13 protein-coding genes, 2 tRNA genes and 1 pseudogene are annotated in these 13,259 nt (G+C 60.1%); 7 read left to right on the top strand and 9 right to left on the bottom strand.

Features of this window, described 5'->3' with window-relative positions; genetic code table 11:
* The 7 genes from CH74_RS16365 to murB form a co-directional block, all read left to right on the top strand.
* Window positions 1-353: biopolymer transporter ExbD (locus tag CH74_RS16365; protein WP_048308600.1), on the top strand; the 353-nt coding region annotated here is incomplete at its 5' end.
* Window positions 350-2,092 carry a lipid A export permease/ATP-binding protein MsbA gene (gene msbA / locus CH74_RS16360; RefSeq protein ID WP_048308599.1) on the top strand — a complete coding sequence of 581 codons (1,743 nt, stop codon included), beginning with the start codon at window positions 350-352 and terminating at the stop codon, window positions 2,090-2,092. The genes CH74_RS16365 and msbA, both read left to right, overlap by 4 nt.
* Window positions 2,093-2,097: 5 nt before the next feature.
* The gene (gene lpxK / locus CH74_RS16355; RefSeq protein ID WP_048308598.1) at window positions 2,098-3,114 is read left to right on the top strand and encodes a tetraacyldisaccharide 4'-kinase; all 1,017 of its coding nucleotides are present in this window, start codon (window positions 2,098-2,100) and stop codon (window positions 3,112-3,114) included.
* Window positions 3,107-3,355, top strand: coding sequence for a Trm112 family protein (locus CH74_RS16350; protein ID WP_048308597.1), 249 nt, complete (start codon window positions 3,107-3,109; stop codon window positions 3,353-3,355). Before lpxK ends, CH74_RS16350 begins: the two co-directional genes overlap by 8 nt.
* Window positions 3,356-3,367: 12 nt before the next feature.
* On the top strand, window positions 3,368-4,138 hold the full coding sequence (kdsB, locus tag CH74_RS16345; RefSeq protein WP_048308596.1) for a 3-deoxy-manno-octulosonate cytidylyltransferase: 771 nt from the start codon (window positions 3,368-3,370) through the stop codon (window positions 4,136-4,138).
* A 46-nt stretch (window positions 4,139-4,184) separates the two neighbouring features.
* Window positions 4,185-4,658, top strand: a complete 474-nt coding sequence (locus tag CH74_RS16340; protein WP_048308595.1) for a low molecular weight protein-tyrosine-phosphatase — start codon at window positions 4,185-4,187, stop codon at window positions 4,656-4,658.
* Window positions 4,655-5,671, top strand: coding sequence for a UDP-N-acetylmuramate dehydrogenase (gene murB, locus CH74_RS16335; RefSeq protein WP_048308594.1), 1,017 nt, complete (start codon window positions 4,655-4,657; stop codon window positions 5,669-5,671). The genes CH74_RS16340 and murB overlap by 4 nt, the downstream gene beginning before the upstream one ends.
* Before the next feature lie 74 nt (window positions 5,672-5,745).
* Here the strand turns inward: murB and CH74_RS16330 are convergent.
* From CH74_RS16330 to CH74_RS16290, 9 genes and pseudogenes are all read right to left on the bottom strand, one after another.
* Window positions 5,746-5,821: transfer RNA gene (locus tag CH74_RS16330), tRNA-Met, on the bottom strand.
* A 295-nt stretch (window positions 5,822-6,116) separates the two neighbouring features.
* A pseudogene (gene ychF / locus CH74_RS16325) lies at window positions 6,117-7,207 on the bottom strand (redox-regulated ATPase YchF).
* A gap of 89 nt (window positions 7,208-7,296) precedes the next feature.
* Window positions 7,297-7,881, bottom strand: a complete 585-nt coding sequence (gene pth, locus CH74_RS16320; protein ID WP_048308592.1) for an aminoacyl-tRNA hydrolase — start codon at window positions 7,879-7,881, stop codon at window positions 7,297-7,299.
* Between the two features lie 123 nt (window positions 7,882-8,004).
* Window positions 8,005-8,697, bottom strand: a complete 693-nt coding sequence (locus CH74_RS16315) for a 50S ribosomal protein L25/general stress protein Ctc (RefSeq protein WP_048308590.1) — start codon at window positions 8,695-8,697, stop codon at window positions 8,005-8,007.
* Between the two features lie 142 nt (window positions 8,698-8,839).
* Window positions 8,840-9,781 carry a ribose-phosphate pyrophosphokinase gene (locus CH74_RS16310; RefSeq protein WP_172656355.1) on the bottom strand — a complete coding sequence of 314 codons (942 nt, stop codon included), beginning with the start codon at window positions 9,779-9,781 and terminating at the stop codon, window positions 8,840-8,842.
* Window positions 9,782-9,872: 91 nt separating this feature from the next.
* Window positions 9,873-9,947 (bottom strand) — tRNA-Gln (locus CH74_RS16305).
* 93 nt (window positions 9,948-10,040) lie between these two features.
* On the bottom strand, window positions 10,041-10,892 hold the full coding sequence (ispE, locus tag CH74_RS16300; protein WP_253273102.1) for a 4-(cytidine 5'-diphospho)-2-C-methyl-D-erythritol kinase: 852 nt from the start codon (window positions 10,890-10,892) through the stop codon (window positions 10,041-10,043).
* A complete protein-coding gene (lolB, locus tag CH74_RS16295; RefSeq protein ID WP_048308587.1) occupies window positions 10,889-11,512 on the bottom strand; it encodes a lipoprotein insertase outer membrane protein LolB in 624 nt (207 codons plus the stop codon). The genes ispE and lolB overlap by 4 nt, the downstream gene beginning before the upstream one ends.
* Before the next feature lie 34 nt (window positions 11,513-11,546).
* On the bottom strand, window positions 11,547-13,259 hold the full coding sequence (locus CH74_RS16290; protein ID WP_048308586.1) for a tetratricopeptide repeat protein: 1,713 nt from the start codon (window positions 13,257-13,259) through the stop codon (window positions 11,547-11,549).

The raw sequence follows: 13,259 nt of genomic DNA, 5'->3' as shown, positions 1-13,259 counted from the left end.
TTTTCATGGTCTCGACCACCTTCGACACCCGACAAGCGCTGGAACTGGTCCTGCCAAGCAGCGACAGCTCCACTGCTCAAGAAGCATCGCCGGTGACACTGTCAATCACCCAGACCGGAGAGTATCGGCTGGGCGAACGGACCCTGGGTTCTGCCTCGGCACTAGGCGAGGCGCTAAAGATCGAGGCAGCTAGCGCCAAGGAACAGGGGCTAGTGATCGAGGCGGATGCGCGCACGACCCATGCGGCGGTGGTTGCAGCCCTGGATCAGGCGGCGGCACTGGGCATACAGCGTGTGAGTATCGCCACCCGACAACCCGCGGCCCTTGACTCCGAACCCCTGGAGACGCCGTGACCCAATCCAGCAGCTGGACCCTCTACCGCCGTTTGCTCGGCTACGTCAAACCCTACTGGCACTACTTTTCCCTGGCGGTGTTGGGCTATGCGATCTATGCCGCCTCCAGCACCGCCCTGGCGGAGATGATGAAGCGTTTGATCGACGGCATTCAGAACCCGGATGCGTCTTTTCGTCTGTTCTTGCCTTTGTTCGTCATCGGCATGTTCTCGGCCCGAGGCGTCGGTACCTTTCTAGGCACCTATTTCATGAGCAATGTGGCCCGTAACGTGGTGCATTCGCTGCGCTGCGACGTGTTCAATCACATGCTGCATCTGTCCGGGCGTTTCTTCGATTCTCATTCGAGCGGTCATCTGATTTCTCGCGTGACCTACCATGTGGAGCAGGTAACCGGCGCCGCCACCAAGGCAGTGACCATTCTGCTGCGCGAAGGCCTGTTCGTCATCGGTCTGCTTGGCTATCTGCTCTGGACCAACTGGATGCTGACCCTGGTCTTTCTGACCGTGACACCGCTGATCGGTCTGGTGGTGCGCGTTGCCAGCAAGCGCTTTCGGCGCATTTCCCGGCGCATCCAGAGCTCCATGGGGGATGTCACCCACGTGGCCTCCGAGGCGCTCTCCGGCTACAAGGTGGTGCGTACCCACGGCGCCGAGGAGTATGAAAAACAGCGCTTTGCCAAGGCCAGCAACTACAATCGCGAACAGAGCCTGAAAGAAGCGCTGACCAAGGGAATCAGTACGCCAGTCATCCAGCTATTGGTCGCGGTCGCGCTTGCCGGCCTTGTGTGGCTGGCGATGGCGCCGGAGCTGATGGCGAGCATGACCGCCGGGGAGTTCGTGGCCTTCATCACCGCTGCCTCCTTGATGGCCAAGCCGGTCAAGCAGCTCACCGAGATCAATAGCGAAATCCAGAAAGGACTGGCGGCCTCCCAGGAGCTGTTCGGTCTGCTTGAGGTGCCGCCGGAAGCGGACAACGGCACTATTTTACCAACGCGACTCGAGGGGCATGTACGCTTCGAAGGGGTTCGTTTTGCCTACGGCGACGATCAGCCCGAGGTGCTAAAGGGTATCGATCTCGACGTCGCTCCGGGTGAGCTGATTGCCATCGTCGGTCGCTCCGGCAGTGGCAAGACGACCCTGATGGGGCTGCTGCCGCGCTTTTACTATCCGACCGCGGGGCGTGTCACCATCGACGGGATCGCGATCAATGAGTATCAGCTCTCGCCGCTGCGCCAGCAAATCGCCCTGGTTTCCCAGCAGGTCACCCTGTTCAACGCCTCGATTGCTGACAACATTGCTTACGGCGTTCCGGATGCCAGCCGCGAGCAGATAATGGCAGCAGCGGACTCCGCTTATGCCAGCGAGTTCATCAAGCGCCTGCCCAAGGGCTTCGATACCGTGGTAGGAGACAACGGCGTGATGCTCTCCGGCGGCCAGCGCCAGCGCCTGGCCATTGCCCGGGCAATCTTCAAGGACGCGCCGATCCTGATTCTGGATGAAGCAACCTCGGCGCTGGACACCGAGTCCGAGCGCTATATTCAGCGTGCCCTCGAGGAGGTTTGCCGGGATCGTACCACCTTCGTCATCGCCCACCGGCTATCCACCATCGAGCGCGCGGATCGCATCCTGGTGATGGAGCAAGGGGAGGTCGTCGAGAGCGGCACCCATGATCAACTGCTCGAGCGCGGCGGGGCCTATGCGGCGCTTTATCATCTGCAGTTTCACGAGGCCGAGGCGTGAGTCGAATGGTCGAGGCCTGGTACCGGGATGCTGCCTGGCTCAAGCTGCTAAGACCGTTGGAATGGCTTTATCGGCGCGCCGTGGCTCGTCGTCATCGTGCTTATGCCAGGGGACAAAAACCCGTGCAGCGCCTGTCGGTCCCGGTGATCGTGGTGGGCAACATCACCCTGGGCGGTACCGGCAAGTCTCCGCTGGTCGCCTGGCTGGGGCGTTACTTGAGCGCGCAAGGCTGGCGTCCGGGCATCGTTTCCCGGGGCTATGGCGGTAAGGCATCGAACTATCCATTTCGCGTCGGAATCGACGCCTCGGTGGACCAGTCCGGGGACGAGCCGTTGATGTTGGCCCAACAGACCGGTCTGCCGGTGGTGGTTGATCCGGATCGCCCCCGCGGGGCCCAGGCGCTGATCGAGGCGGGCTGCAATATCGTCATCGCCGATGACGGACTGCAGCATTTGGCCCTGGGGCGGGATATCGAGCTGGTGGTGGTGGATGGCAAGCGAGGTTTCGGTAATGAACGGTGCCTGCCGGCAGGGCCGCTGCGAGAGCCTATTTCACGGCTCGATGAGGTCGATGCCATCATGGTCAACGGCGAATCCCAGGAAAGGTTTCACTGCGCAAGCGGCGCCAAGGATTACCGAATGCAGCTGCGGCCGGCCCGGTGGCGCCATCTCGTCGATGGGGTCTGTTATCCTGTGGACAGGCAGCCATTTTCTGGCGCTGTGCATGCCTTGGCGGGCATCGGACATCCTTCGCGCTTCTTCGCCACTCTGGAAGCTCTCGGCGTAGAGGTGCATGAGCACCCGCTGGCGGATCATCATCGTTTCAGCGCCGAGGATTTGCGCTTCGATGACGACTTGCCGGTGGTGATGACTGCCAAGGATGCGGTCAAATGCCGTCCTTTTGTTCATGCCGGTTGTTGGGCGCTGGACGTAGAGGCTTGTCCGGAATCGGCCTTCACCGACTGGCTGCAAACGCGACTCAAGACGCTTCAATCGGCTACCCGGGAGGTAAGCAATGGATAAGGAATTACTCGCGCTACTAGTCTGCCCACTGTGTCAGGGCAAGCTCAAATACGATCGGGACCAGGCAGAGCTGCGCTGCCACTTCGATGGTCTAGCCTATCCGATTCGTGACGATATTCCGGTGATGCTGGAAGAGGAAGCCCGAGTCATGAGCGTCGATGAGAAACTCAATAAGCCGACCCTTCAAGACAGTGGGCTTTCTAAAGGGCAGGAAGCCGGAATCCACAAGCCATCTGCATGAGTGCCGTGATTCATGAATGAGTTTGTTGTCGTGATTCCGGCGCGCTATCACTCCACGCGCCTGCCGGGAAAACCGCTATTGGACATCGGCGGGCTGCCGATGGTGGTGCGGGTCTGGCAGCGGGCCTGCCAGAGCCAGGCAACCCGGGTAGTGGTGGCAACGGATGATCCGCGTATCCAGACGGCGGTGGAGAAGGCGGGTGGCGAAGCGCTGCTGACCCGAGAGGACCATCCTTCCGGCACGGATCGTCTGGCGGAGGTGGCCAGGCATCTCGACTTGCCGGAGGATGCCATTCTGGTCAATGTCCAGGGAGATGAGCCCTTGCTGCCCGCGTCCCTCATCGATCAGGTCGCGGCGCGCCTGGAAGAGGATCCCGGCGCCTCGATTGCCACCCTGGCGGAGTCGATCAGCGATATCGATACCCTGTTCAATCCGAACGTGGTCAAGGTGGTACGGGATCTGCAAGGTCGCGCCCTGTACTTTTCCAGAGCGCCCATTCCCTGGGATCGGGAGCACTTCGCCACCCGGCCGGAGCTGCTCGAATCCGACGTCTGGCTTCGCCATGTGGGGCTCTATGCCTATCGAGCCGGCTTTCTTGCGGAGTACGTGGATTGGCTGCCAAGCCCCCTGGAGCAGCTCGAGCAGCTCGAGCAGCTGCGGGCGCTGCATCACGGTCACGGCATTCAGGTCGCCTTGAGCCATGAGCCTCATCCGGCTGGGGTGGACACCCTGGCGGATCTTGAGCGAGTGCGTCAGCTGTTGGCCAATCACCCCATTTCATGAAATTTCAAACAAGCCATTAGTTTTCGAATACGCCACGAGGTTTTGAATGCGAGTTCTGTTCGTTTGTCTGGGCAATATCTGCCGTTCTCCCACCGCGGAAGGTGTCTTTCGCTCCCGACTCGATAAAGCGGGGCTGGCGCAGCAGGTCGAGGTAGATTCCTGCGGTACCAGCGACTGGCATATCGGCGATCCACCGGATTCAAGGGCCATTGCCGCTGCCAAGGGTCGCGGCGTCGATCTGAGTCAGTTGCGTGGGCGCCAGCTAGAGGAAGAGGATTTCCGCCGCTTCGACTATATCTTGGCCATGGATCACATGAATCTGAAAAATCTCGAAGCGCTGCGCCCTTCCGACAGTCAGGCTCACATTAGTCTGTTCATGGCGTTTGCGGGTCGCGCCAACGAGGAAATTCCGGACCCCTACACCGGGGACGAGGGGCATTTCGAGAAGGTGTTTGACATGATCGAAGCGGCTAGCGATGGCCTGATCGAAGAGCTGCGTGGGCGTCTGGGCACGGCATGATTCGACGGAACGTCGATCTGTCGAGGGCCAATACCCTGGGCTTGCCCTGTCGGGCAGAACGCTTTTTGGCAACCGATGATATTGCGACGACACGGGATGCATTGCGCCAGGCGGTGGAGCGGGACTGGCCGCTGACGGTGCTCGGGGGTGGCAGCAATCTGGTGCTGCAGCCTTGGCTGCCGGGGCTGGCGCTCAAGCCAACCTTCGCCGATCTGCGTTTCGAAGAGGTTGGAGAGGGCGATGTGCTGGTGCATGCCGGCGCTGGTCTGAACTGGCATGCCCTGGTTGAAGCATTGGCTGCGCGGGATCTTTGGGGTATCGAGAATCTGGCGCTGATTCCGGGCCATGTGGGGGCGGCACCGATCCAGAACATCGGCGCCTATGGGGTCGAACTCGCGGATGTGCTCGAACAGGTGCATCTGCTGCATCTTGAAGATGGCCAAGAAACCGTACTCGATCGAGAGGAGTGCGCCTTCGGCTATCGTGATAGCGTCTTCAAGCACGCCCTTGAGAATCGCGTGGTCATCACCCGGCTGGTGCTGCGGGTGTCACCTCAAGCCCGGCCGCGGCTCGACTACGGCGATCTGGCGGCGCGACTCCCGGCCAGGCCCTGCGCAAGCGATGTGGTCGCCGCTGTCAGCGCGGTACGCCGGGAGAAGCTTCCCGATCCGAAGGTGCTGGGTAACGCAGGAAGTTTTTTCAAGAACCCGGTGGTTTCTAGTGGGCATGCTCAGGCGCTGCTGGAACGTCATCCGACTATGCCGCACTTCCCGCTTGCCAATGGCGGGGTCAAGCTCGCTGCCGGTTGGCTGATCGATCAGTGCGGTCTGAAGGGATTGCGGGAGGGCCATGTGGGTACTCACGAGCGTCAGGCGCTGGTACTGGTGCATCATGGCGGCGGTAGTGCCGCAGAGCTGCTTGCCCTGGCCCGGCATGTCATTGAGGAGGTGCAGGCCCGTTTCGATGTCGCCCTTGAGCAGGAGCCGCGTTTGATGGGGCGGGCGGCACGCTAGACAGGCGTTCGTGGCGGCAAACGAAAAAAGCCCGACAGACGATGTTTCATCTGTCGGGCTTTTCATGTTCGTCGTGGTGGCTACGCCTGATTCGAACAGGGGACCCCATCATTATGAGTGATGTGCTCTAACCAGCTGAGCTACGTAGCCGTCCAACGGGGGCGAATCCTACTGATAAACGCATGATCTGTCAATTGTGGAGCTTGCTCCAGCGAGTGATAGTCGACCAAGACCTCGCCCGATAAATCGTGCTCCTACCAAAACCAGCGATCCTGCCCCCTGTAGGAGATCGCTTCAGCGAGCGATGAACGCCAGCGAGTGATAGCCGACCAAGCCCTCGCCCGATAAATCGTGCTCCTACCAAAACCAGCGATCATGTCTCCTGTAGGAGATCGCTTCAGCGAGCGATGAACGCCGCTAGGCGTTCTGCTTTTTACCAGACTTTTTAAACGTTGAAGCGGAAATGAATCACATCCCCGTCTTTAACGATGTATTCCTTGCCTTCCAGCCGCCATTTACCCGCGTCCTTGGCGCCCTGTTCGCCGCCGAGGGTGACGAAGTCGTCATAGCCGATGACCTCGCGCGGATGAAGCCCTTCTCGAAGTCCGTATGAATGACGCCGGCGGCCTGGGGCGCCGTGGCGCCTACCTTGACCGTCCAGGCGCGCACTTCCTTCACCCCGGCGGTGAAGTAGGTCTGCAGGCCGAGCAGCGAGTAGCCGGCGCGAATGACCCGGTCAAGTCCTGGCTCTTCCATGCCCATCTCACCCAGGAACATGCTGCGTTCTTCATCGTCGAGTTCGGCTATCTCGGCCTCTAGCTGGTTGCACACCGGCACCACCACGGCATCTTCGTCCTTGGCAATCTCGCGCACCACGTCAAGATAGGGGTTGTTCTCGAAGCCGTCCTCATTGACGTTGGCGATGTACATGGTTGGCTTCAGGGTCAAAAAGCCGAAGCTTCTGACCTGGCGCTTCTCGTCATCGGAGAGATTGAGACTACGCAGGGGCAGGCCCTCGGCAAGGTGAGGCTGAATGCGATCGAGGATCGCCTTGGTGGCGATGGCGTCCTTGTCGCCGCCCTTGACCACTCGGGTCAGGCGCTGGCTGGCCCGCTCGACGGTGTCCAGATCCGCCAGGGCCAGCTCCATGTTGATGATCTCGATATCCGCCTGGGGGTCGACCTGATTGGCTACGTGAATGACGTTGTCATTGTCGAAGCAGCGCACCACATGAGCGATGGCGTCGGTCTCGCGGATGTTGGCGAGAAACTGATTGCCCAGTCCTTCCCCTTTGGAGGCGCCGGCGACGAGACCGGCGATGTCCACGAACTCCATGGTGGTAGGAATGGTCTTCTGTGGCTTGACGATCTCGGCCAGTCTGTCGAGCCTCGGGTCCGGCATCGGCACGATGCCGGTATTGGGCTCGATGGTACAGAAGGGAAAGTTTTCCGCATCGATGCCTGACTTGGTCAGCGCATTGAACAGGGTGGACTTGCCGACGTTGGGCAGGCCGACGATGCCGCAGTTGAAACCCATGATGTGTTCCTGGAAATCGAGTGAAAAAGTGGGGATATCTTACGGAAAATGGCAGGGAGCAGCCATTTTCGTTAGTCCTTGAATTAGCCCTAGCCTTTAAAAGAGTGCAGCCGATTCATCGCCTTGGCCCATTCGCCGTTTAGGGCTAGGGGAAGGGTCGCCAGACATTCATCGATGGCTGCATCGATGGCGGCGCGCTCGGCTTTCCCCGGCCGGCTCAGCACGTAGTTGACTACCTGGCGAGCCTCTCCTGGATGACCGATGCCGATACGCAGACGATGAAAGGCGTTGTTGTTGCCCAGGGCGCTGATGGTATCGCGCAGGCCGTTGTGACCCCCGTGGCCACCGCCTTGCTTGTAACGAGCCGTGCCCGGATCGATATCCAGCTCGTCGTGGGCGACGAGTAGTTCATCCGGAGAGAGTTTGAAGAACTGACAGAGCGCCGCGATCGCCGCACCGCTGCGATTCATGAAGGTGGTCGGATTGAGCAGATGCAGCTCCTGACCGGCGAAATTGACCTTGGCGTAGAGTCCCAGAAATTTCTTCTCCACACGCAGTGACGCGAGGCTGTCCCGGGCGATGGTTTCCACTAGCCAGGCGCCGGCATTGTGCCTAGTGTCCGCATAGTCGGCGCCAGGATTGCCGAGACCGATGATCGCTTTTGGCTGACTCATGAGGCTTTCCTCTCCAAGGAAATAGACCAACCCCTAAAAAAATCAAGCGCCGGATTAACGGCGCTTGATTCATGGACAGAAGGAGCATTTCAACAGGCTGAAAGATCCGACAAGATAAAATTATCAGCTCTTGTCTTCGCCTTCGCCCTCACCGCTGTCCTGATCCTTCTCGGCACTCTCTTCGCCGCCTTCAGCTGCTGCATCGCCCTCGCCCTCGATTTCCTCTTCGGTACGGACACGTTCCTTGGCGATGTTGAGAATGGCGTAGTCGTAATCCTCGCCATGGCTCAGGGCCACGGAGGTCACGCCTTCTGGCAGGGTAATATCGGACAGGTGCAGAGTGGTACCGACCTCCAGGTTGGTGATATCCACTTCCAGATAGTCCGGCAGATCCTTCGGCAGACAGCTGATCTCGACTTCCGTCATCAGCTGGTGGAGTTCGCCGTCCTCGTCATTGATGGCTGCGCATTCTTCCTGACCGGTCACATGCAGCGGCACGTTCATGGTGAAGACTTCCTTGGCGCTGACCCGCAGGAAGTCCGCATGGGTGACCAGCGGCTTGAAGGGATGGCGCTGCAGATCTCGTACCACCACCTGATAGTTCTTGCCATCCACTACCAGGTCGATCAGGGAGGAGAAGAAGGTTTCGTCCTCGATGGCCTTGTAGAAAGCGGATTTTTCCACGGCGATCGGACGCGGTGCCCTATCACCGCCATAGACGATGGCGGGAATGTACAGGTCTTCGCGACGCAGGCGGCGGCTCGCACCTTTCCCCAGGTCGTCACGGACCTTTACGTTGAGTTTGAAATCGGCCATTTAAGTAACCTCGTTGGTTGGAGTGAGGAAAGCATCAGGGTTCGCGACCAAATCCTGATGTTTCCGGTGCGTCTTTCGACGCTTGTAACCGCGATCCTGTTTGCAATGAAAGGTACGTCAGCAATGTGCGTGACTGAAACCTTCAATGAAACATGGCACTCACGGATTCTTCGTTGCTGACGCGACGGATTGCCTCGGCAATCAGTCCCGCCACGCTGAGCTGGCGTATCTTACCGCTGCGACGGGCATTTTCCGCAAGCGGAATGGTGTCCCCGACCACCAGTTCGTCGAGTACCGAACCCAGGATATTATCGACGGCAGGACCCGATAGAATTGGGTGGGTGGCATAGGCAACAACACGCTGCGCACCGTGTTCTTTCAAGGCTTCGGCGGCCTTGCATAGCGTGCCGGCGGTATCCACCATGTCATCGACTACCACGCAGGTACGATCCTGGATCTCACCGATGATATGCATTACCTGAGCCTGATTGGACTGAGGGCGACGCTTGTCGATGATAGCCAGGTCCGCATTGAGCTGTTTGGCGATGGCCCGGGCCCGGACCACACCACCGACATCCGGTGATACCACCACCAGGTTGTCGTAATTCTGGCGCTCGATATCATCGAGCAGGATCGGCGAGCCGTAGACGTTGTCCACGGGCACGTCGAAAAAGCCCTGAATCTGATCCGCGTGCAGGTCCATGGTCATGACCCGGTCGACCCCGGCCTTGACCATCATGTCGGCGACGACCTTGGCGGAGATGGGCACTCGGGCCGAACGCACCCGGCGATCCTGGCGGGCATAGCCGAAGTAGGGAACGACGGCGGTAATACGAGTGGCGGAGGCACGACGCAGCGCATCCACCATCAGGATCAGCTCGAGCAGATTGTCGTTGGTCGGCGCGCAGGTGGACTGCAGGATGAATACGTCCTTGCCGCGGACGTTCTCGTTGATCTCGACCGCGATCTCGCCATCGCTGAACTGGCCGACCGTGGCATGACCGAGCCGATTGTCGAGGCATTCGGCCACCTTGCGGGCGAGTTCGGGATTGGCGTTCCCGGCAAAAACCATCAATTTAGACACGCGCAGCCACCTTTGGAGTCTGAACGCTCGTCCTGGGAGACGGGCGTCTGGAGGAATCTCGATAGGAATGTTGGCAGTTTCAACAGAGAGTTGGCTGGGGTACCAGGACTCGAACCTGGGAATGCCGATACCAAAAACCGGTGCCTTACCACTTGGCTATACCCCAGTAATACCGTTAGGGACGCTGCGACTCCTACATTGTCGCCAGACCGCTGGCTCTCCGGGCTACCTTGCTCTATTTATTGCAACAGGCTTAGTTCTATAAACGTCTAAGCGCCTGATGAAGAGGCGAGACATTACGGCCGCGAGCCACGAAGGCCTGCCAGCCTTCCTGCACTTGTGCCAGTATCTTTCGGGCGTCAGCCTCATCCTTCAAACTGCAGAATAGACAAGCGCCGGTGCCGGTCAATAGCGGTGGTGCAAAAGCGCAAAGCCATTCAAACGCCTCGTCAACCGCCGGATAAAGACGTCTTACCGTGGCTTCACAGTCGTTACGCCAGGTACCGGGCCCCTCCTGCAGTGCGCGCGCCATACTAATAGGGGGGGTGTTTCGTGTCAATTGCGGGGCGCCGAACACCTGGGGTGTCGATACCTCTATGCCGGGGTGAAGCACCAGGAACCAGGGGGTATCCAGCGCCACCGGCGTCAGCCGCTCACCGATGCCTTCGGCCCATGCGGCATGGCCTTGCACGAATACCGGCACGTCCGCCCCCAAACGCAGCCCAAGGGTGGCAAGATGATCAAGGTCAAGCTCGAGATTCCAGAGGCGATTCAGGGCGACCAGGGTAGTAGCGGCATCGGAGCTTCCGCCTCCCAGCCCGCCGCCTAGCGGCAAGCGCTTGTCGAGATGGATATCCGCCCCCAAACCACAGCCGGTATCGGCTTGCAACATCCGGGCGGCACGCAGGACCAGGTTATCGTCGTCCGCGACCCCCGCAAGCGTCGAAGCAAGATGGACGTTGTCGTCGTCACGACGTTTGAAATGCAGGGTGTCGCCGTGATCAAGAAACTGAAAAAGCGTTTGCAGCTCATGATAGCCGTCCTCACGACGCCCGGTGATATGCAGCATGCGATTGAGCTTGGCCGGCGCCGGCATTGTCAGCTCTCTCACTGAAGCGTACCCGTATCGAGTGGCCGCCACTGATTGACCACCAGGGTGGCGCGCAGATCGTCGAAGGTCATCACCAGACGCTGGGGCAGCCATAAACCGCCGTTCAGTGCGGGTGCCCAGGTCCAGTCGCGATAGTCGATGGTCCAGCCCGACTGTCGTAACTCCCGAGGAAAGTCGCGATCGTCGGTTTGCATCTCATGGGGCGCGTTTGGGGCGGGCAATCCACGCATCCAATAATCGAGGGCGGAGATGGGCAGCGACCAGCCGAGCTGTTGCTGCATCAGCTGCTCCGGTGTTCGAGCGGAGAAGCGTCCGTCCGGGGTGGTCAATGTCACGCCTTCGGGTGAACCATCGAGGGTGCTGCGACCGGCACCAAAGGGACCGCTGATCATCATGCGATAGAAAAAAGGCGCTTGCTGCCAGTCCAGGTTGGCGCTGGTGGCATCGTCCGCGGTACGTAATCCAACCTTGCCCGCCAGACGCCAGCGATCGAAGGACGTGAGACGTTCGAGTTGCGCGGACCAGTCGCCGGACTGGCGAGGTGCCTCCGGTGTGGGCGTCTGGGCGGCGCAGCCTGCCAGCAGCACAAGGCTCAGCAATAGAATTAGCGGTCGTGTCATACAAGCTTGTCTCGATGATAAAAAGGGTATGCCTTCAAGGAGCAAGGCCAGGTATCCGCTCGATCAGCTCCTCTAGCTTGGGTCGCTCATCGAAGCGTTCGAGGGCTTCGATGACGATCGTGCGGGCCTCCTGGCGACGATCGAGTCGCCACAATACTTCCGCCAGGTGCGCGGCGATCTCCTGATCCTGCTGTGCCGCGTAGGCAGCCTGCAGATAAGGCAGCGCCTTTTGATTGTCACCCAGCTTGTGATGAGCCCAGCCTAGGCTGTCGAGTATTGCAGGGCTTTCGGGTTCCAGTTCATGAGCGCGCTGGATGAGTTCAAGACCTTCTTCATGGCGTTCGGTGACATCCACCAGGGTATAACCCAAGGCGTTCAAGGCCATGGCATTGTTCGGTTCGCGCTCGAGGATGGCGCGCAAATCACTCTCCATGCCAGATAGGTTGCCTTGCTCATAGCGGCGCATGGAGCGCAGAAAACGCAGCTGAACCGCATCGGGGTTACGCCGGATCTGTCGCTCGAGCAGTTGTGCAGCGGCACCCGTCAGGTTTTGCTCTTCCAGCAGGTCGACTTCGATGGTGGTGAGTTCGCTGACCATGTCCGGGTAACGCAAACGTTCGATGTCCAGAAAATCCCGCGCATCGAGCAGGCGGCCCGCTTCGATCAGCATCTGGGCTGCACGAAGGCGTGCCTCGAGAAACCCGTCCCCCGGGGGTACCTGACGATAGTAGAGCAGGGCGTTGTCAACTTCATCTTGGTCATCGGCGATGGCGCCCAACAGGATATAGGCTGCCGGCGGGGTAGGATCGGCGTCGAGCAGCGGGAGTAACAGACGCCGTGCCGGGGCGTTGTAGTCTTCTTCCATATAGAGCTGAGCCAGCGCCAGACGCAGCTGGGGCGCATCCGGGTGGCGCTCGAGAAGGGTGTCGAGTCCAGCTTCCGCAGCCTCGACGTTGCCCAGGCGCAGCTGGGCCTGGGCAAGCATCAGGATAAAACGGTTGTCGTTGGGCGCGATCTGCAGGCCTTTCTGAGCGGCGTCTCGGGCAGCGCTGACACTGCCTTGCTCCAAGGCGATTCGTCCCCGGGCCAGCCACACCGCAGGCAGTTCTGGCTGGGTTCGTGACAGTTCGACCAGACGCTGCTGGGCTTGCCGAGTATCGCCAAGAGCGGCTTCGAGTAGAGCCGTGGCCACGATGGCATCCCCTTGCTGCGGATGATCGTCGAGAAAGCGGGCCAACGTGTCGCGCAGGGGAGAAAGGTTGGCATTTTCCTCAATGGCGGTTTCCGCGAAGACAATCAGATCGCCCTGACTGCCTTGTGCCGCCAGGGTCAGGCGTTGCTTCAGACTGGCCTGCCAGTCGCCGCGCTCCATGGCAAGCCCTGCCAATAGACGAGCCGGTGCTTCATTATTGGGGGCAAGTTCACTCCAGCGCTCGGCAGTTTGTAGAAGCAGCGCCTTGTCATTGCCATAGCGAGCGGCAAGAACGGCCCGCTCAGCCAGGGCCGATGAGTCATAGCGGCCCGCGGTCTCCAGATAGCCTCTTGCGGCGCGATCGAAATCGTTGCGCTGGCCGGCAATCTCGGCGGTCAGCAGGGTCGCCAGGCTCTGGGCATCGAGCCCTTTGCGAATCGGCGGCGCTGAGGCCAGAGGGTCGCCGGAGGCCATTGAAGAAGGGCCGGAGGACGTGCTTTGGCAACCCGCCAATAAAACAATGAGCAAAGTGGTCGTAACCAGGTGTGGACGCAT

The sequence above is a fragment of the Halomonas sp. PR-M31 genome, from assembly GCF_001039575.1.
Taxonomy (GTDB): domain Bacteria; phylum Pseudomonadota; class Gammaproteobacteria; order Pseudomonadales; family Halomonadaceae; genus Modicisalibacter.
The sequence above is the reverse complement of the archived record's forward strand: the minus strand, read 5'-3'. Positions and strand labels throughout refer to the sequence as shown.